This window comes from Acinetobacter sp. YH12096, assembly GCF_013419215.1.
Classification (GTDB): domain Bacteria; phylum Pseudomonadota; class Gammaproteobacteria; order Pseudomonadales; family Moraxellaceae; genus Acinetobacter; species Acinetobacter amyesii.
In genome coordinates, this window is record NZ_VPAM01000008.1 from 122,615 (window position 1) to 142,922 (window position 20,308).

21 protein-coding genes are annotated in these 20,308 nt (G+C 39.2%); 11 read left to right on the forward strand and 10 right to left on the reverse strand.

Going from position 1 to position 20,308, the window contains the following annotated elements:
- The first annotated feature begins 190 nt into the window (after window positions 1-190).
- From FTU36_RS05335 to FTU36_RS05365, 7 genes are all read left to right on the forward strand, one after another.
- Window positions 191-1,126, forward strand: a complete 936-nt coding sequence (locus FTU36_RS05335; protein WP_180116965.1) for a LysR substrate-binding domain-containing protein — start codon at window positions 191-193, stop codon at window positions 1,124-1,126.
- 104 nt (window positions 1,127-1,230) lie between these two features.
- Window positions 1,231-1,932 carry a Sir2 family NAD-dependent protein deacetylase gene (locus FTU36_RS05340; RefSeq protein WP_180116967.1) on the forward strand — a complete coding sequence of 234 codons (702 nt, stop codon included), beginning with the start codon at window positions 1,231-1,233 and terminating at the stop codon, window positions 1,930-1,932.
- Between the two features lie 187 nt (window positions 1,933-2,119).
- The gene (locus FTU36_RS05345; RefSeq protein ID WP_180116969.1) at window positions 2,120-3,064 is read left to right on the forward strand and encodes an ABC transporter permease; all 945 of its coding nucleotides are present in this window, start codon (window positions 2,120-2,122) and stop codon (window positions 3,062-3,064) included.
- Window positions 3,064-3,945: an ABC transporter ATP-binding protein gene (locus FTU36_RS05350; protein WP_120367011.1), complete on the forward strand. Its 882-nt coding sequence runs from the start codon at window positions 3,064-3,066 to the stop codon at window positions 3,943-3,945. The genes FTU36_RS05345 and FTU36_RS05350 overlap by 1 nt, the downstream gene beginning before the upstream one ends.
- 81 nt (window positions 3,946-4,026) lie before the next feature.
- Entirely contained in the window at window positions 4,027-5,043 is a 1,017-nt protein-coding gene (locus FTU36_RS05355) for an isopenicillin N synthase family oxygenase (protein ID WP_180116971.1), read from the forward strand.
- Window positions 5,040-5,921: a hypothetical protein gene (locus FTU36_RS05360; protein WP_180116973.1), complete on the forward strand. Its 882-nt coding sequence runs from the start codon at window positions 5,040-5,042 to the stop codon at window positions 5,919-5,921. The genes FTU36_RS05355 and FTU36_RS05360 overlap by 4 nt, the downstream gene beginning before the upstream one ends.
- 7 nt (window positions 5,922-5,928) lie before the next feature.
- Window positions 5,929-6,258, forward strand: a complete 330-nt coding sequence (locus FTU36_RS05365; RefSeq protein WP_117007380.1) for a multidrug efflux SMR transporter — start codon at window positions 5,929-5,931, stop codon at window positions 6,256-6,258.
- Window positions 6,259-6,399: 141 nt separating this feature from the next.
- Here FTU36_RS05365 and FTU36_RS05370 read toward each other — a convergent pair whose 3' ends face one another.
- The 5 genes from FTU36_RS05370 to FTU36_RS05390 form a co-directional block, all read right to left on the reverse strand.
- Complete coding sequence (locus FTU36_RS05370; protein ID WP_078193778.1) at window positions 6,400-7,200, reverse strand: sulfite exporter TauE/SafE family protein; 801 nt, start codon at window positions 7,198-7,200, stop codon at window positions 6,400-6,402.
- 45 nt (window positions 7,201-7,245) lie between these two features.
- Window positions 7,246-7,740, reverse strand: a complete 495-nt coding sequence (locus FTU36_RS05375) for a flavin reductase (RefSeq protein ID WP_180048946.1) — start codon at window positions 7,738-7,740, stop codon at window positions 7,246-7,248.
- A gap of 104 nt (window positions 7,741-7,844) precedes the next feature.
- Window positions 7,845-8,873 carry a methionine synthase gene (locus tag FTU36_RS05380; RefSeq protein ID WP_180116975.1) on the reverse strand — a complete coding sequence of 343 codons (1,029 nt, stop codon included), beginning with the start codon at window positions 8,871-8,873 and terminating at the stop codon, window positions 7,845-7,847.
- Between the two features lie 76 nt (window positions 8,874-8,949).
- Window positions 8,950-9,939: a putative oxygenase MesX gene (locus FTU36_RS05385; protein ID WP_180116977.1), complete on the reverse strand. Its 990-nt coding sequence runs from the start codon at window positions 9,937-9,939 to the stop codon at window positions 8,950-8,952.
- Between the two features lie 473 nt (window positions 9,940-10,412).
- Window positions 10,413-11,300: an NAD(P)/FAD-dependent oxidoreductase gene (locus tag FTU36_RS05390; RefSeq protein ID WP_180116979.1), complete on the reverse strand. Its 888-nt coding sequence runs from the start codon at window positions 11,298-11,300 to the stop codon at window positions 10,413-10,415.
- A gap of 107 nt (window positions 11,301-11,407) precedes the next feature.
- On the opposite strand from FTU36_RS05390, the gene FTU36_RS05395 reads away from it, so the two are divergent.
- Together FTU36_RS05395 and FTU36_RS05400 are read left to right on the forward strand one after the other, a co-directional pair.
- Window positions 11,408-11,848 (forward strand): Rrf2 family transcriptional regulator, encoded by a 441-nt coding sequence (locus FTU36_RS05395; protein WP_180116982.1) that lies wholly within the window; start codon window positions 11,408-11,410, stop codon window positions 11,846-11,848.
- Between the two features lie 145 nt (window positions 11,849-11,993).
- Complete coding sequence (locus FTU36_RS05400) at window positions 11,994-12,662, forward strand: epoxyqueuosine reductase QueH (RefSeq protein ID WP_180116984.1); 669 nt, start codon at window positions 11,994-11,996, stop codon at window positions 12,660-12,662.
- Window positions 12,663-12,758: 96 nt separating this feature from the next.
- Here the strand turns inward: FTU36_RS05400 and FTU36_RS05405 are convergent, their stop codons facing one another.
- The 3 genes from FTU36_RS05405 to FTU36_RS05415 are packed head-to-tail and all read right to left on the reverse strand — an operon-like array spanning window position 12,759 to window position 14,427.
- Window positions 12,759-13,781, reverse strand: coding sequence for an ABC transporter substrate-binding protein (locus FTU36_RS05405; RefSeq protein ID WP_180064196.1), 1,023 nt, complete (start codon window positions 13,779-13,781; stop codon window positions 12,759-12,761).
- A complete protein-coding gene (locus FTU36_RS05410) occupies window positions 13,778-13,975 on the reverse strand; it encodes a hypothetical protein (RefSeq protein ID WP_180116986.1) in 198 nt (65 codons plus the stop codon). Before FTU36_RS05410 ends, FTU36_RS05405 begins: the two co-directional genes overlap by 4 nt.
- 11 nt (window positions 13,976-13,986) lie before the next feature.
- Window positions 13,987-14,427, reverse strand: coding sequence for a ribbon-helix-helix protein, CopG family (locus tag FTU36_RS05415; protein ID WP_180059580.1), 441 nt, complete (start codon window positions 14,425-14,427; stop codon window positions 13,987-13,989).
- Between the two features lie 448 nt (window positions 14,428-14,875).
- Between FTU36_RS05415 and FTU36_RS05420 the strand changes: the two genes are divergently transcribed.
- Complete coding sequence (locus FTU36_RS05420) at window positions 14,876-15,958, forward strand: putative zinc-binding metallopeptidase (protein WP_180116988.1); 1,083 nt, start codon at window positions 14,876-14,878, stop codon at window positions 15,956-15,958.
- A 188-nt stretch (window positions 15,959-16,146) separates the two neighbouring features.
- The gene (locus tag FTU36_RS05425; protein ID WP_180116990.1) at window positions 16,147-18,096 is read left to right on the forward strand and encodes a triacylglycerol lipase; all 1,950 of its coding nucleotides are present in this window, start codon (window positions 16,147-16,149) and stop codon (window positions 18,094-18,096) included.
- Between the two features lie 9 nt (window positions 18,097-18,105).
- Here the strand turns inward: FTU36_RS05425 and FTU36_RS05430 are convergent, their stop codons facing one another.
- Complete coding sequence (locus tag FTU36_RS05430) at window positions 18,106-18,309, reverse strand: hypothetical protein (protein WP_257224790.1); 204 nt, start codon at window positions 18,307-18,309, stop codon at window positions 18,106-18,108.
- A gap of 158 nt (window positions 18,310-18,467) precedes the next feature.
- Window positions 18,468-20,228, reverse strand: coding sequence for a hypothetical protein (locus FTU36_RS05435; protein WP_180116992.1), 1,761 nt, complete (start codon window positions 20,226-20,228; stop codon window positions 18,468-18,470).
- Between the last annotated feature and the right edge of the window lie 80 nt (window positions 20,229-20,308).

The following is a 20,308-nucleotide window of genomic DNA, read 5'->3' on the forward strand; positions in this document are numbered from 1 at the left end:
TGATTCATTCAAACGATTAATTTGCATGTAGATATGCGCCTTTCGCATACCTAAGCTTGGCTCACAGCGTGTTAAGCACTTTAGCCACTGATTTGAACTGCGGATTGCTTTATTTATAGACTATAGTGGTATATGAAAATCATTCTTATATGCCATTTTGTGATACCTATCGATAAAAAGGACTTTATCTATGCGGCGCAATATTCCGTCATTGCAAAGCTTAATTTGCTTTGAATCTGCTGCGAAACACGCAAGTTATACGCATGCTTCCCAAGAGTTATTTATTACGCAAAGTGCCGTGTCGCGCCAAATTCAACAGCTTGAAGAATATTTAGGTGTAATGCTATTTAGCAGAACACGTCACGGTGTCGATCTCACAGAAGCAGGCAAGCAATATGCAAAAAGTATTAAACCCTTTTTGCAAGGTATCGAAAAAAGCACTTCAGATATTATGATGCACAAAGGCTTGGGCGGTACTTTAAAGCTGGCCGTTGTGCCAACCTTTGCCACACGTTGGCTGTTGCCAAAATTACATAAATTAAATGCGCAACATCCTGAAATTACAGTGCATTTGGAAACCAGTACTAAACCCTTTTTATTTAATGAAAATGTCTTTGACGCGGCGATTTTTGCAGGAACTCAGCAACAAATTGAGCATTGGCCGGGCATTCAAGCGCATTATTTAATGGATGAAGAAGTGGTTCCCGTTTGTTCCCCCAAATTGATTAAAAGCAACTTTCCCCATGCGGAAATGACCGATGATCACAGTTTTAATTTAAGCGATGAAGAGTTACTTCAATTGCCCTTATTACAGCAAACCACCCGTCCAAGTATTTGGCAAGAATGGTTTCAAGCCCATCAGCTTCAGCATCCCAAACCATTTGATGGTCAGCGACATGAACAATTTTCTATGCTTTCTGTGGCAGCCAGTCATGGCATGGGTATGGCACTGATTCCACAAATGCTGATCGAAGCAGAACTGAGAAAAAAAGAATTGGTGATTGCATCAAATAAAAAACTGCACGGTAGCAGAAAATATTATTTAGTCCACTCGAGCCAAGACAGTTCACCGCAAATACAAAAATTTGTCGATTGGGTGCTACAAGAATTGCACCTGATTAGTTGAAGTAATCGCTATATTTTGAGTACAGTAAATTCGCTGAATCATCCATTCAATACATGCAACCGTACGCATTGGACTCATCAATTAAAATATAAGGCTAAATATCTATGCAAAAAATTGTGGTGTTTTCAGGTGCCGGCATGAGCGCAGAAAGCGGCATCAATACCTTCCGTGACAGTGATGGTCTTTGGGAGCAGCATCGTATTGAAGATGTGGCCACACCTGAAGCTTGGGCACGTGACCCTTCTTTAGTACAGCGATTTTATAATGAACGCCGTAAACATATTTTAGCCGCAGAGCCAAATGCAGCGCATAAATTGATTGCAGAACTCGATGATTTTTTTGATGTTCAAGTCATTACTCAAAATATTGATGACTTACACGAACGTGCAGGCAGTCAAAATGTGCTGCATTTGCATGGTAATATTCGCTACGCTAAAAGCTCTGGCCCTCAGGCTCCACACCCAGAAGAACTATTTGAAGTAGAAGGTTCAGATTTAAATTTAGATACAGACAAATGCCCAGCTGGTTATCCACTCAGGCCCCATGTGGTGTGGTTTGGCGAAGCAGTTCCAGCTTATGACGATGCCAGCATAAGCGTACAAAGCGCGGATATTTTTATTGCGATTGGTACGAGTTTAGCGGTCTACCCTGTGGCTGGATTGATTCACCAAATTCGACCGAGCTGCCGTGCATTTTATATTGACCCGAAAGCAGATTATCAGCGTGTACCTGAGCAATATGAACTGATTAAAGCAGGTGCCAGCGAAGGCATGAAAAAGCTATTTGAGCAATTAGTTGCGCCATAAAAGTACATTTTGGCATTGTTCTAGATCCAAAAAATCATTTTGTCTGCTACCTTGGCAGGCTTTTTCAGATATTTAGTCCATTCAACTTTATCAATTGCAGTTAAATCACGGCATACAGGCCTTTGGCATTCTAATTGCTTAACAGTATTACGTTTTATTAAAAAAGTAATATTGGGGCTTGGTCAGTATGGGTTATGTCGCAAGAGAGCTCAGTCCGAAAAGCAAGCTATTGCTCGGCTTCGGATCATTTTTAATTCCTGTGCTTATTTGGTGTGCAGTGAGTTATTTGCCATTTTTATGGCATCCACAGGTGCAAATTACTCAGTCTGGCAGTGTGCCGTATTTGCAAGTCGATAGCCATGTAGACAAAGCGGTGTTTTATGCCGAAGCGCAATCTGCGGTCAATGCAGGTTTAGCACCACCTCAAGGTAAACTGGTCAATCCAATCTATTTACCTGCACCGCACGAAGTAGCAAAAGCATTAGTTACGGCTTTTATAACTCCACCTGCCCAACCTGATGCCCCATGGTTTCATCAAAGCTTATGGCACAGTATTAAAATTGTGTTCAGCGCTTTTTTTATTGCCTCTCTCATCGGTATTCCGCTAGGTATTCTTTGCGGTTTTTCTCAAAAAATATCACAACTGACCGAACCCTTTGTTGAGTTTTTCCGCTACTTGCCCGCTCCTGCTTTTGGTGCATTAGCCGTGGCGATTTTAGGCATTAATGATGCACCTAAAATCGCCATTATCGTGATTGGTACGCTGTTTCAGCAAATTCTGATTATTGCCAATACCACACGGATGGTTGACCGAGGCCTGATTGAAGCAGGTTTTACGCTGGGCACCAATAAATTGAAAAGCTTATTTCATGTGGTGATTCCAGCAGCGCTTCCTGATATTTACCGCGACTTGCGTGTATTGCTCGGCTGGGCTTGGACCTATCTGATCGTATCTGAACTGATCGGCACAACCTCTGGGATTACCTGGTTTATCACCCAACAAGCGCGTTACCAAAACTTTGACAATGTCTATGCCGCGATCCTCATCATTGGGGTGATTGGTTTGGTGTGCGATGTGGTGCTAATGAAACTCGGTCAACGTCTATTTAAATGGAAAGCAGGAGCAAAATAATGAACAGCACAGAGTTTAATGCCACCACTTATTTCGATGCAATTTATGCACGCCCTGTCATTTTAGAAGCAAAAAAACTTACACAAAGTTTCAAGCACGGCAAAACTGAACGCACTATTTTAAATCAGTTGGATTTAAAGATTCATAAACGTGAATTTATCTGCGTGATTGGCCCATCGGGTTGCGGTAAATCGACCTTTAGCCGAATTGTGGCTGGGCTTGATCCTTACAGTAGCGGTGAATTGCTGGTCGATGGCCAAGCGATTGAAGGCCCAAGCCCTGAGCGTGGCATGGTGTTTCAAGGCTACACGCTTTTTCCATGGAAAACGGTCAAAGAAAATGTGATGTTCGGCCCTTTAATGAAAGGTGCCAGCAATGCTTCGGCTGAATCCAGCGCCCGCGAATGGATTGATATTATTGGTCTAGAAAAATACCAAGATCAGTATCCGCATCAGCTTTCTGGCGGGATGAAACAGCGCGTTGCTATTGCCCGCGCATTGGTTAATGAACCCAAAATATTATTGATGGATGAGCCGTTTGGCGCGCTTGACCCGCATACCCGTCAAAAAATGCAAAAGCATTTAATGGATCTATGGCAAAACATTGATATCACCATCATTTTTGTGACCCACGATATGGATGAAGCGATTTTATTGGCGGATCGTATTGTGGCGCTCAAAGCCAATCCTGGTGAAATTAAAGAAATTATTGAGGTCGATTTACCCCGTCCTCGTAATCCTGAACTCATGCTGAGTCCTGAATTTAAACAACTGCGTGAACGGGTGGATTTCTTGGTACATGCGCAGGAAGACGAGCTCGACCCAGCGATGGAAAACCTACCGAAAATTCCACGTATGACTCAAGTCAGTACGCAAAAATAACTGGATTAATCCCTCTTCATCTTTAGGACGGCCTAAATGATGTACTACAGCGTTGGACGGCCAACATTATAGGAATTGAAGATGAATGAATCTTATGTTTTGCCACTTGTTGATATATCGAAAATGCAAAGTACGGTACTGTCAGAACGCTTAGAAGTAGCCTCTGCATTGGATCAAGCCTGTAAAGATGTTGGTTTTCTATATTTAAAGGGTGATCAGTTCAATTTTGATTTTGCGACATCACTGATTCAGGTGGCAAAGCGTTATTTTCAACAAGATACCGCAAGTAAAATGCAACACTATATTGGACTGTCGAAAAATCATAGTGGCTATGTGCCAATTGGTGAAGAACAATTTGCAGGCAACAGCTATGACTTAAAAGAAGCCTATGACGTCAATTATGATTATCATGGCGAAACTAAGGCATTTCCTTTAATTGGCCCTACTTTATGGCCAGATGATGCCACATTTAAAAGTACAGTCAGTGATTATTACCACCATTTACACAGTATTAGTGAGCAGATTTTTCAGGCCTTTGCTTTAGCTTTGAATGTAGATGAGCATTTTTTTGAGCGCAAAATTACCCATCCGACCAGCCAACTGCGTCTAATTCATTATCCGTATAACCCTGAAGTGAAAGATGCCGAAGGTATTGGCGCGCATACAGATTATGAGTGCTTTACACTGCTCTTACCGACTGCACCAGGTTTGCAGGTACTCAATAAACAAGGTGAATGGATGGATATTCCATTGATTGAAAATACCTTGGTGATGAATATTGGCGACATGATGGAAATTTTGTCGAATGGCAAATATTTGGCCACCAAACACCGTGTTAAAAAAGTCTCTGAAGAACGCTACTCTTTCCCCTTATTCTGCGCCTGCAATTACGACACGATCATTGAGCCAGTACATTCAACTGAAGCGCCTAAATATCAGCCCTTAATTGGTGGTGAACATTTATTTAATCAAACCGCGCAAACCTTTAGTTATCTCAAAAAACGTATCGCTTCAGGAGAGCTGAGTCTAAGAAATGCTGTGCCTTTGTCATCATTTGGTATGGATGAAAATACAGAAGTACAAGGAGCAAGCGCATGAATTTATTTCAGGCTTTAGCACAGCTTCCAGCCAGCCAAGAGATTTCAGGTCCTATTCCAGACTATTTGTATGGTGCATTTCGTCGTAAAAGTATCAGTTTTTCAAATGGTTTAACGGATGAAAAAACCATTGTGTATTGGTTTCAATCACGTAGTTTCACCATCGATCTACGTTTAAAAAGCCAAGAAAATACGCCAGTGAATGAGCGTCAAGGCTGGATTGGCAACACTCTTTGGGATGCTGAACAGCAATTATTGTCTTGGGATGTTAAAGCACACTCAAATTATCAAAATCATGTGCAATGGCCAGAACCTGCCAAACTGCATGCGATTGGCAACTGTATTTTAGAATTCTCTCCAAGCAATGTGTATGTCGAAGACTGGCGTCAGCAAGTTCATGAAGGGCTATTTTTAGGCCTGCGGTTGAAGTCAGCCCTCGATGTAGAAAGTCATCAACCATTGCCGATGGATGGTGGTTTAATTATTTGTGATAAGTATGTGGCCTTTGCACTGAGCCGTTTACCTACAGATCAGCAAACAGTTGCCAGCATCGACATATCATCTGCACCTACTATGTATAAAACGGTGATTGAAAGCTTTGAAGTTTCCATCGCTGTAGATGGTCTGCATAAGCACTATACAACGACTTCATCTCAGCAAAATCAAGTGCTTAACTTTGATCATTTTGAAGTTATTGATGAAACACATTTAAAGCAAAACGTAATTATTAATGGTCAAGCAGTACAGCTGATGTTCGAGGTGGATATTTATGTTCCACATTATGCATTTCAGCATCACACTGATACCACGACAGAAAGCACAGATTGGTTACGAAATGAAAAACAGCACCTCTTGCACCATGCAGTAGAATGCCTATAGGAAATCAATGTCGTTTATATATTTGCTCATTGCAATCATTGCCGAAGTGATTGCTACATCCGCCTTAAAAGCCAGTAATGGCTTTACCGAACTAGTACCGATTATTTTTACCGTGTTGGGCTATGCCATTGCGCTCTTTTTTTTAGGTTTGACCTTTAAATCGATTCCCATGGGCTTAGCCTACGCCATGTGGTCCGCTGCAGGCATTGTGCTTATTTCATGTGTGGGCTGGGTTGTGTTTAAACAAAATTTAGACCTGCCTGCCATGATTGGTTTGGCCTTTATTTTATTAGGCATTGTGATTATCAATGTTTTTTCTAAAAGCACAGAGCTTTGAAATGTCAGTTTTGAAATGTAGTTTTTAAATAATATCTTTTGAAATTTTAAAGACTTAAATTGCTATAGATAAAAATGCTCTAGCTAGCTGTTGCACACTAGAGCATACTTTTCGAATGAATTAACTGTGATCTGTCGGCTTCTATAAAATGCCTTTCACTAGAAAAAAACATCCAACAATACATAACAGCACAGCAAAACATTTTTTCAGTACTGCTGGTGAAAGCGCATGCGCAGTTTTCGCGCCATATTTAGCCGTAAAGAAACTCATCACACTAATGCCCAAAAAGGCATAAATATGAATAAAGCCAATGGTATTTGGAATTTCAACTTGCTGTTGCATACCAAAAAACATAAAGCCTAATGCACCAGCAATGGCAATAGGTAAACCGCAAGCGGCAGACGTCCCGACCGCTTTTTGCATCACCACGCCATTTGCCGTTAAATACGGCACTGTAATACTGCCACCACCAATACCGAAGATGGCAGATGCAACGCCAATACCCGAACCCGCCACAATTTGCTTGCCTGTAGATGGCAGTGTTTTGTTGGGATCGACTGGCTTTTTTGCACCCATAAACATGTTATAAGCCACCCAAAGTAAAAACACACCGACAATCATTTGCAGATGCAAACCTGACAGCCAGCCTGCAATGCCCGCGCCTGCAAAACAGCCAATCGCCATTGGCGGAGCTAAATTTTTAAATACAGGCCAAATCACAGCGCCATTTTTATTGTGCGCCATTAAGGAGCTGATCGATGTCACCACAATCGTAGCCAAAGATGTACCAAGCGCCAAATGCATAATCACATCAGGGCTATAGCCCATTTGGCTAAAAACAATATAGAGCAATGGCACAATGATGGTGCCACCACCGACACCAAACAGCCCCGCAGCAAAACCTGCAAATGCGCCAATAATTAAGAAAGTAATGAGTTCCACGAAATAGATACTTTTAAAGTGATGTATTGAAGAAGTCTGACTGGTTTAAGCCAACTCCACTTGACCCACAGCATGATAAGCGCGGTTGAAATATACCAAGCTTTCCTCCTGCTGACTTTGCTTGATTGCAACCACACGGCACATAAACACACTGTGCGTACCCACTTCTTGAATCTGTTCAATCTGACAGTCAAAACTGACCAAAGCATCTTTTAATATCGGTGAACCTGTTTCTAATACAGTCCAAGAACCCAATTTAAAACGCTCTTCCGAATTGAATTTGCTTGAAGCAAAAGCATTGGAAATGTGTTCATGCTGTGCGCCTAAAACATTGACAGAAAGAACTTTATTTTCAAGAAAATGCGCATGAGAACGAGATGATTGATTCATACAAACCAGCAAAGTTGGCGGTGTATCTGTCACACTGCATACTGCTGATGCTGTAAATCCATGCATGCCTGCTTCACCCTCAGTCGTAATCACGTTGACTGCAGTCGTCAATAAAGACATTGCATTTCTAAAATCAGTTGCTTCAATCATCTCTTCAATCTCAATGGTCTATATGGCTTATCTCTTTCTCAGGTTTGGGCAATAGCAAATTTAATTTCCTTATTGCCCTTACATGAAACCGAGTCAGCTCGAATTTATGCGGTCAATTCTTGACGAATAATGGCAGCGCCTGCGCTTAACGCATTTAGTTTGCTTTGCGCCACTTGGCGAGGTAAAGGCGCCATACCGCAGTTTGTTGAAGGATATAGCTTGTCGGCATCTACAAACTGCAATGCTTTGCGTAATGTATTAGCTACTTCTTCTGCTGTTTCAACCTGATTGGTTGCTACATCAATTGCGCCAACCATCACTTTTTTACCGCGAATCAGTTCGATTAAATCCATCGGTACACGAGAGTTTTGGCATTCAAGCGAGATAATATCGAGCTTAGATTGCTGCAGTTTCGGGAATGATTCTTCGTATTGGCGCCATTCATTACCCAAAGTCTGTTTCCAATCGGTATTGGCTTTGATGCCATAACCATAGCAAATGTGAACAGCAGTTTCACATTTCAAACCTTCAAGCGCACGCTCTAAGGTCGCAATACCCCAGTCATTGACTTCATCAAAAAATACGTTAAACGCAGGCTCATCAAATTGAATGATATCTACGCCTGCCGCTTCAAGCTCTAACGCTTCTTGATTCAGGATTTTAGCAAATTCCCAAGCCAATTTTTCACGGCTCTTGTAATGACCATCATACAAAGTATCAATCATTGTCATTGGGCCAGGCAGTGCCCATTTGATCGGCTGATTGGTTTGGCTGCGTAAGAATTTCGCATCATCCACAAAAACTGCTTTCTTACGAGATACTTCACCCACAACTGACGGTACACTTGCATCATAACGATTTCGAATACGCATCGTTTCACGCTTTTCGAAATCTACCCCTTCAAGATGTTCAATAAACGTAGTCACAAAATGCTGACGGGTTTGTTCGCCATCACTGACAATATCAATGCCTGCATGGATTTGTTCATGCAAAGATAATTTCAACGCATCACGTTTTGCAACTAATAATTCTTCGCCTTCAAGTTTCCATGCTGACCACAATTTTTCAGGTTCAGCCAGCCAAGACGGTTTAGGTAAGCTGCCAGCAGTTGAAGTTGGGAGTAAAATGGCCATATTCGATCTTCTATCTCTATTTTCTTTAAAACGGGTGGTTTACACCCGCGTTTTCATCTATTTACGTATTTTAAAATTAAGCTGCGTCTGCATTTTCAATGCTAAAATTAGCAGCCCACTCATTCAAAATGTCTTGATATGGCTGGATAAAGTTCTCTTCGGTCCATTTGCCCTGTTTAACCGCCAACTGACCACGTTCGACACGGTCATACACAATACGGGTTAATGAGTAATCGCCAAAGCTTAAGCTTGGTTGATACACTAAACCTGCTGTCGCATTGGTATTGTAAATTTCAGGACGGTAGATTTTTTGGAAGCTTTCCATGGTGCTGATCGCGCTGATCAGTTCGAAATCTGTATAGTCGCTGAGCAAGTTATTTGCTGAATAGAATGCCAATGGTGCAGTCGCATTTTCAGGTTTGAAGTAACGAACGCTTAAGCCCATTTTTGTAAAATAGTCATCGGTACGTGAATGGTCATCATTGGTGTATTCCACACCTAAGATCGGATGTACATTTGCAGTACGGTAATAGGTTTTTGTCGTTGAGACACTTAAACAGATGACAGGTTGTTTTTTGAATTCAGCTTTGAATACGTCTGAATTGATCAAGTGTTGATATAGCTTGCCGTGTAAATCGCCAAAATCTTCAGGTTTTTCATTGAACTTGCAACCGAGTGCTGGCAATACTACGCTGAAGTCATAGTCACGCACATACGATGAAAAACTGTTGCCGATCATGCCTTCAATGCGTTCATTGGTTTTATGGTCGATGATGGTGCTTTTTAATGTTTCAATAAACGGGAAAGTTTGACCATTGCCTTCTACATCGAGTTCAGCAGAAATTATGTCAATTTCAAGTGAATAACGATCCGCATTTGGGTTATCACAGCTGGCCAAAGTGTTGAAGCGGTTATTAATCATTGCCAAGGTACGGCGCAAATTTTCTTCACGGTGCTCACCGCGCGCCAAGTTAGCAAAATTCGTTGTTAGACGTGTATTGTCAGCTGGTTTATAGTTTTCATCAAAGCGGATTCGTTTGATTGAACATGCAAATTTATTACTCATGGAGATTCACGACCCTAAAATTAAAATAATCAAAATTTCTGTATGGAGTAATTTATACGTGAATCTTAAGATGAATAAAAATGATTTAACCTAAATACAAAGTGAATAAAATTCATGTTTAGCAATTTTATAAGATGAATCTATTTCAATTTAGCTCAATGCGCGCACTATAAAACTGACTAACCCGTAGAATAAACTTAAATTAACCTTTGTATAAACAATACTTTATGATTTTATTAAATGCATATTCATATCAGCATTCTGCTGATTTTTTGATGTTTAAATGAAGCTGATTGATAAGAATGTCCACTTTTAGAATGTGGCTATTTATTATTCTAAGTGAATTAAACTCAGCTTAAACTGAGAAAAGATCAAATCATTAACTGGATTTTCATTTCTTATATTTAGGTACAAGTACCCAAATTTATCATTTAGATACTTGCCCTATATTTGTAAATTGCTCTGTCAACACTTTAAAAAATAAAAGATTTATGCACGACAATCCCCGTCATTGCCCCATCACCTACGGATAAAGCAACTGAACCGCCTGAACGTGTGACATCACCACAAGCATAAATTCCTTTGACATTTGTTTCTTTTGCTGGCGAAGTTTTAATGGCCTCGCCATATTCATTACAGTCGATTTCTAAACCTAAATGATGAATCCAGTTCGATTGCAGACGAGTAACAGTCGAAACAAATAAGCCATTCAATTTAATTCGTTCACCATCTGCCATTACAACGTCACAATGACCTTCAATATGGTCAATTTTACGCGTTTCGATCTGTATTTGACGTTTAGAAAGCTTCGCTAATAACTCATTATCCAATTGATCTACTGCAATTGCATCATTTAAAAATAAAGTAGTATTGCCCCAATCTGGCAACATCAACGCCATGTGCAATGAATGCATACCCGAAGCCAACATACCAATTTCACCTAAATTCAGTTCATAGCCATCACAATATGGGCAGTGATAAATAGATTTCCCCCAACGTTCGGCCAAACCATCAACTTTAGGCAATTCGTCACGTACGCCAGTGGCAATAATCATTTTTTCAGCTTGAATGTGCTGATTACCTGCAACAATTAAATATTTTCCATCAAGCGCTTTTACATCTGTAACCGTTTCAGCAAGCCATGAAATCGTGGAATACTTTTCTAATTGTGCTTTAGCTTCTGCTGCAATAGCACTTGGTGATCGGCCATCTTGCGTCAAAAAATTATGTGAATGTTCAGCAAAACGATTACGACGTTGCCCTGCCTCAATAATTAAAATACGGCGGCGCGCACGTGCTAAAGGTAAAGCTGCAGAAAGCCCTGCATAACTACCACCAATAATCACAACTTCATAATTCATATTCATAATGCCTATATGTAACTTTAAAAGTTACTATATCACTTAATATGCTTATAAGAAACTTTTAATGTTACAATCTATTAATTACCCTAATCATCTATTTCCTCATGCGTAAAGACAGTAAACTTTCACGAATGCTGCATGTCCTGCTGCACATGGCACGTGAAAATAAGCCTTTCACTTCAGATCAGATTGCCGAAATGCTGGAAACAAATCCTGTTGTGGTGCGTAGAACCATGTCTGGCTTAAAAAAACATGGATTTGTTGATTCTGAGAAAGGCCCTGGTGGCGGCTGGAGTTTGATTAAACCTCTGCATGACATTTCGCTGTATGACATTTACCTTGCTGTCGGTGAACCTTCTATTTTCGCCATTGGCAATGAAAATATGCAGCCAGATTGCTTGGTAGAACTGGTGGTCAATCGGGCACTTGATCATGTCTTTTTTGAAGCGCAAGAAGTGCTGATTAAAAACCTTAAAGCAACTCAATTAGACCAATTGGCGCATGATTTTCAGATTGAATGGAATCAGCAGATGAACACTAAATAAAATAAATGCATCTTCAAATTGATTTCAATTTTAAGTCGCTATACTGAATCTGACTCAGCTCCAACTTAGAAAAAATCAGCATATTCGAGCTTTGATATGTCCATGAATCGCTAAAATATAAAGTTTATACTTATAGCTTATGATTATGTCTAACAAACTTGACCGTCAGAAACTGACGCTCCCAACAGGTCATGACAAGCTTTTATTGCATTCTTGCTGTGCGCCCTGTTCTGGCGAAGTCATGGAAACTTTAATTGAATCTAGTATTGATTTTTCGATCTTTTTTTACAATCCCAATATTCATCCAGTAAAAGAATATGAAATCCGTAAAGAGGAAAATATCCGCTTTGCAGAAAAACACAATATTCCGTTTATCGACTGTGATTACGACACAGACAACTGGTTTGAACGCGCCAAAGGCATGGAAAATGAGCCTGAAAAAGGTATCCGCTGTACCATGTGTTTTGATATGCGCTTTGAACGTACGGCATTATATGCAGCAGAACATGGCTTTAGCCTAATCAGCAGTTCACTGGGTATTTCACGCTGGAAAAATATGCAGCAGATTAATGACTGTGGTCATCGTTCGGCTTCACATTATGACGGAATAACCTATTGGGACTATAACTGGCGTAAAAATGGCGGTGCTGTACGCATGCTGGAAATCAGTAAAAAAGAAGAATTTTATCAGCAGGAATACTGCGGCTGTGTGTATTCACTGCGCGATACCAACCGCTGGCGTATGAGCCAAGGCCGTGACCGAATCAAATTGGGTGTGAAGTTTTATTCCAATGCGATGGATGAAGAAGCTTGAGTTCTGCCCTTCGTTATTTTTTATGGATATTAATTTGATGTTGTTAAGCCCTGAAATTTTTACATCATTCAGGGCTTTTTTTAGCTATATTTCAACTTATTTCAGTTCTTCAACCAACGTTGGATAGATTGATCCATCGACATCCATTTCGGTTTTATAAATGCCATTGGCAACATTAAATTTGTTCACGTGATAACTCGAGCCATAAAGTGAATCAAATCCTGTACCTTTTTTAAAGACTTGTTTATTGGCAGCCAAGTCCAATAAATGTGTGCCTCCAATAAACTGTTCATATTGTGCAGGGTCAACACCAACTCGGGTTGACATGATTTTCACTGCATCGGCATGCGTTGCAGGGTCGTTGATGTATTTAACCGTTTTATCCCAAACTTGAATGATTTTTTTCCATTCTTCTTTGTTGGCAGATAAATGCGTCATGTTGACGGTTAATGTGTCGTAAATCAGACCGGGTTTATCTTTCGATGTATAAATGATTTTAGAACCTGCTACCGCTTTCAAAGCTTGATTTGCGACCGGTTGCCACACGGCAATCGCTGCAATATCAGGACTTGCAAATACTTGTGGCAGCTCATTGGTCATGGTGTTGACCAACTTCACTTCAGAAGCTTGAATTTTTGCATCATCCAAAGCCGTCGCTAAAAGCAAATGATCAACCAAGCCTTTTTCAGTCGCGACACTTTTTCCTTTTAAATCGGCAAGGCTATTGACGCCATCTTTAGCAATGATGACATCATTACCCGCAGAATAGTCCGTCGCCATAATCATGACGCCTTTCGTGCCGCCAGAACCCGTGACTAAGTTGTCACCATTGGTGACTAAAACAGCATCCAACTGATTAGCCGCAAATGCAGATAGTGAGGCTGAATAATCAAACCATTTAAAGTCCACATTGACACCGGCTTCTTTTAACCAGCCTTTTTCAATAGCAACCTGCCATGCGACAAAACCAGGCCAGTCGCTATAGCCGATCGTAATGGCTTTTGTATTGACTGTGCCTTCTGCTTGCGCGTTTGGTTCAGGTGTTTTGGCTGTATTGTCACACCCCCCCAGTAAGATAGCGGTCACAACGGATGCAGATAAGCAGGCTTTTTTGATCATAGTTCGATTTCCCCGATGGCATTACAGTTAAATTTGGTATTGGTGTTCAAAAACGATGGCGTTTTAGGATTGCTGACAGATTGAACATTGTGCTTTGCAAGATTTGGTCTATGGTTGGCTGCAATAGCATGTGCTTGCTGTAGGTCTGTTACTTTGTCTTTAAACTGACCTTGTGAACGATATAATTGGCCCATTTTAAAACTCCTTAATTCTTTGCATTTTGCGGAATTGGCGGCATTACAGCGTCCATTAACTCCAAATGTCCTTTAATCACACCTTTAAGTGCTGAAAAATGCTGACTGATAACTTTGAGCTCTGAACTGACGCCTTGCAGAATCATGACTTCTAAAATTTTGTGGTCATCGAGTTGAATATGCAGCGAACTCACCACTTGTTCTAAAAACTGCTGCTGTAAATCTAAAAGCTGAATACGTAGCGCCGTACTACTTGCGTCATAAAGTAAGGTAAATGTGCCGACCATCACTTCATTTCGTTGCTCCTGATCGGCAATCAGATGCTTATTGATCATGTCGACAATGGCCTGAGAACGGCTCTCATAATGCTGATCGACAATTTTTTGATCCAAAGCATCAACTGTTTTTTCAGGCACGGTAATACTGATACGCGCCAGCTTTCGTTTAGGCACTGTTGTTCCTTATTTTTTTTGCTGAATATAGAAACCCGCACGGGCGCTCAGTAGCTCAATAAAAAATTGCTTTAATTGATGCAGAAATGTTGCAGATTGATGGCGGTTCATATGCATCTCCTGTTTGAGTAATACAAAATATTTATTTCGTAATATCGATAGAAATGCAGAATCTGTGCCAAGTGAGAAATACAAAAAATGATCGATTATTTTGTTCTTTTAACTTTCTTTTAAATTTTACTGTTCATGATTTGTGCAATAAATGCACTCATAGCGACTCATTTGCACTATTGCTGCGATGTATTATTTGATGAAAGACTATTTCTAAAGGTCGTTGTTCTTAAGCAAGAGCATTGACCGACATGCAACAAACTCGAAGTTCAATTTATTTCATCAACATTGAACATCATTTATACTGATTAATCTTACTATTAATCACTCAACGCCTATGAAGTATTTCAGCTGCGCGGTCTGTTCTAACCAAATCTTTTTTGCCAATTCACACTGTGTCAATTGTCAGACTGCGCTGGGTTATATTGCCTCTGAAAAGCAAATGGGCTGTTTTGAAAAGCATAGTTCTACGCTATGGCTTGCGTTAAATCCTGAAATAAAGGGAAAACGCTTTAAACCTTGTCATAATTATCAGCATCATCAGGTATGTAATTGGATGGTACCTGCCGACAGTGAAGAAATTTATTGTGAATCTTGCCTACTGACGCATACCATTCCCAACTTAGATAACCCAGACCATATTGTGTACTGGGCACGATTAGAACATGCCAAACGGCGTTTTTTATATTTAATGCAGCAACTGAATACCATGCCGCGTCCTAAACGCAGTCAAGATGACCGTTTTGGCCTGCGTTTTGACTTTCTCATGCCAACAGAAAATACACCGGTTATGACCGGTCATGCCAATGGCATTATTACCTTAAATGCCAGTGAAGCAGATGTGATTTACCGTGAAACAACACGTATAAAAATGGGTGAAAACTACCGTACACTTCTAGGTCATTTTAGACATGAAAGCGGTCATTATTATTTTGATTTAATCAAACATTTACACCCTGAGCTGATTGATGAATTTCGGGAACTGTTTGGTGATGAACGACAAGATTATAGTGAAGCTTTGAAACGACATTATAATGACGGTGCGCCACAAAATTGGGCGGATTACTATGTCAGTTCCTATGCCAGTACGCATCCTTGGGAAGATTGGGCGGAAACATGGGCGCATTATTTGCACATGATGGATACCCTAGAAACCGCCTACTATGCAGGATTAGTGGTCAAAACCAATAAGTCGGATTTGAATAATTTAGAATTAAAAGAAAACCCGATTGGCGCTCAAGATTTTGACCTACTACTGCAACATTGGATGACCTTGACCTTTAATTTAAATGCACTGAACCGCAGCATGGGGCTAGATGATGCATATCCATTTACATTGTCGAATCCTGTATTGGATAAATTACGATTCATTCACCACAAACTGCTCAACATGACCTTAAAAAACCAGCAGCACAATTAGATTAAATTTAATACGTGATATTGTTTGAACCTCAGATCAATTTTTCTGTATTACAGCATTCGTACATTAGCTTATAGAAAGAATGTATACGTAGTAATTTTCTTGGATTGAGCGCTGTAACACCTGCCCTATTTTTACTATTTTATAAAGGTTAAAATAACAAAAAATAGATGCCTGTGACCTTTCCAATGATGCCTTTCACGCATTTACCCGCTCGTTTTATGTGTATCATCAGCCTGAGTTTGCTCAGTGGATGCCAATTGGTCAAATTACAAGAAAATCAACTCAGTGTGTCACTAAATAATAAAACAGATAGCATATTAACCCATCAGAAGCTCAGTACATTTAGCCATCAAATCCTGTTAATGGTGAATGAAAGCGACCAATCTTGTTTAAATGCGCTTGAAAACTGTATTCACAAAATGCGTAACAATGAAACTTTAGATATTGCTCAAGTCTATGCCGCAGCAAGTGAGCTGTACATGGCACGTGCTTTAAGCGCCGATCAAAATCCACAATGCAAAAAAAGCTTAAAACAACACAGCGGAAAATTAGCTTCAAGCAAAATTAAAATGTGTATGGATCAGCAGCTTGCAGACTTTGATTTCAGTCTGCGTTACAGCTATGTCTATCTATTTAAATCCGCTCAAGCCCCTGAAGAACGGTTATTTGATTTGCGTCAGGGACAAGTCCGCACCTTTTATAATGTGGCTTTATCACGTTTAATCACCTCATCATTCACCCGTTTTGACTATCAGCAAATGCCTGAAAGTTTAATGCTGGGTTCATCGCTTTATCATTTTAACTATGAACATTATCCTGAAATTAAAAATGCGGACATTGATAAATTACAGTCGAGCTATAATTTTAATTTTTCAGGCTTAAAAACCATTAACCGTCAGGAAGGCATTGGTTCTGAATTTGTCTTAGTCAAAAAAGCCACGGATCTGTCTGCTGCGCAGCCTTTTATACTAGATCCTGAACAGTATTATTCAAATAAACCCAACCCCAATATCCATACTGCACGGTATTTATCTGTCAGTGCAATCGCAGAGCCTGCCAAGACCAATAGCAGCATTAGTGAAATTTTGTCGCCGCAATCAGACTTTAAAGTTGAATTATTTAATCCCTATCAATTTAAAAAGGCAAAAATTGAATCTCAGCCCTATACCCTAACAGCCAATTATTCTGTGCCTTATGGTCTTTGGTTATCCGAAAATAAATTAGGACAATCTGGCTATTGGACACTCCTGAATAAAGAAGAACATTTGCGCATGCCACATGTGTTTATGTTAGAGCCGTATCAACCCAATAAAAAGATTATTGTCATGGTTCACGGATTAGCCAGCAGTCCTGAAACTTGGATCGGCCTGACCAATAACATTATGGGTGATCAAAAACTACGTGATCATTACCAAGTTTGGCAAGTGTTTTACTCAACCAATATGCCAATATTTGAGAGTCGTTTTCAAATCAATGCTTTACTCAAACAGGCATTTGCAACTGTTCAGCCCAATACACCATCGGCTCAGGATGCTGTCATTATCGGGCATAGTATGGGCGGCATCATCAGTCGTTTATTGATTAGCGATGCAGATATTTCCGCTCAAGCTATTCCACTCATGAACTATGAACAAAATACACAGTTACAACGTCATCCAATTATCCGCGATCGTTTTGTCTTTAAACCATTGAAGCCTGTTAGTCGTGCAATTTTCATTGCCGCACCGCATCATGGTACTGACTATGCAGACCGCTGGTTTACCAATTTGGCGAAAAAAATCGTGGTATTGCCTTTAAGTTTTTTAAATGATGTCAATGTTGAAATCCCAAATGCAAAAAATTCAACTATGGGCCTGATTAAGTCTGGGCCAGCAGATTTAAGTCAAAAATCACGTTTTATGCTGTTGTCTGCTGACATCATGCCAAATAAAGATATTCCTTATCATTCTATTATGGGGAATCAGACGCAAAGTACTGAACCGAGCAAAATGTCGGATGGCATTGTTCCCTATACAAGTTCTCATTTAGATGGTGCTGTGTCTGAAAAAATATTCAATGGTGGGCATTCCATCCATGAGTCTCCAGATGCCATTTTAGAGTTGCGACGCATTTTGAGAGAGCATTTGGATAAATAAGCGAACTTTTTAATCGAAGTTTTTGTGAACTCGAGCTCGTAGGTCGTCTAAAGTGGTCTTTATCGTTTTTTGCCCTTTAGCTTTTTCTGCTAGTTCTGTTAAAAACACATCTTCCGAAAGACAATCATTCAAAATTATTTTTGCATCTTCCACAATTCGCTTTCGACTTTCAGAGCTACGAGCATCTAAAAGTTCTTCTAGTCTTTTAGCCATAATTTAAAAAATCTCTTTTATATCTTAAAAGCTTGCGATAAAAAGTGAGTGGATAGAATTGTTCGTATTGATCGGTGTCCTATATATGAAAAAATAGATAAATAACAACCAATTTAAAGACCTATTAATAGGTCTTTAAATTGGTCCTGTACTCATTTTTAACGATTTAAAACATTTTCAATGTGACGATTCAATGTATCTAAAGTATCTATAATTTTATCAAACATGAAATCCAATGCTTTTCCATAGCCATCTTGCACTGAAGAAGAATCGAAACCTAATTTCCTTAGATGTTCAAATGCTTCACCAACTGATTCATGAGCTTCGGCATTTCTTAAATCATTATTTATAAATAATGATGCCATTTTAGGATTGCTTTCTAATACATTAAAATCTATGGAGTAACCAATCAAAGTTTCTTTTGATTCATGATCATTATCAAGTTTTTCCACTAAGTTTAATAAAACTTGTAATAGCTTCAAAGTTTTCAGATCACTAATTATTTTTCTTTCAACACCCATTTGGGCTAACAAATTTTTTATGCTTCCTGGTTTCAGTCGCATCAGGATTTCGTTAATTGTTTTACATCTCCCTAAAAAATCTTGCTTGTACATATTTATAGGTGCGACTTGATATAGCTTTTCCAAAACAGGAAATGCTCTAAAGCCTTCACTTTTATAATCATCAATCACAAATTCTGAGAACTTAGAAGTATCACTATTCCCTGTCAATATTCGGTCTAGATTAGTTAAATTTGTGTTTAAACTACATAACTGTAATAAAAACTTTTCTGTTTTTAATACAATATTTTCCTGACTCAAATCAAACTGATCAGCTTCAATTTGAGTTAAAGCATATCCATGTACATGAAAAATTTCTTCATCAGGCACATTTTTGTATAACTCGTACAACGATACTCTGAATAAATTACGCCCTTCTCTTAGACAATTTTGAAATGACCATTGACCTTTATATGAAGGTGAACAATAAAAATGGTCACCATATTGTTTAAATGGTATAGCTTCATACAAAGTATCTTTTTCATATTTTACTAAAAATTCATCTTTAACATAAACAAATTCTTGAGTAGCAAAGTTTGTAAGTTCTTTTCTCGTAAATGGTTTCGTTTGATTTGGCCATATAAGTTGATCAGCACTAGTTGAATGACACTTATCAGGCTCTACTGCACATGTTACAGCATGGAGCTGAATCAATATTCTGCCATTGACCCGACGAATGCAAAGTTCACCCCAAATAGATATTTTCTTGTTGTAAAAATCTTCATTGCTTAATAACTGATTTACTTCGTCAGTTTCTTCAATGTAGCTTTCATAATAGAAAACTCTAAACGCATAACAATTCTTCATCCATAAAAAATTTCTTAAGTAGTCATTTCGCATAGTCCATTTTATATTTTTAGATTGAGTAAATTCATACTCACAAGAAACATCACCACTCGCAACGCTTAATAATGGCGATGATAAGTCATCATAAATAATTCGTTGATCCTCATTACCAAGTAATCGAGGCGTCAATCCTAAAGTCATCCATACTTTTTCAGCTAAGTTATAACTGTATTTTGCTCCATCCCCCCACGAAGCAACGATATAATCGTAGCCTGAAACATCTAATGTAATTTGTCTAAGACCACCTTTATTGCTTACACACGGTATGCTTTCTTTAACTAATCCTGTAGTTGCTTCAGCAAATACTGAAATTTTTGATAAATCATTTTCTGGAATACAAGCCATAATCATATGGATGTATTCATAACCATCCTCATATTTATTTTTCTCAAACCTTGTTGCAACTTCAATTTCAGCTGAAGGGTTCTCAATAGACTCTAAACGCAATAATCTCTGAAGACGTTCAGGTAAAGAGTCAATTAATAAAGGGAAATCATTTTGGTAATCAAACATATATTTATAAATTGTATAACTTAACTGATTACACATTTATAAAGAAAAAAGGGAGTAAAAACTACTCCCTAATATAACTT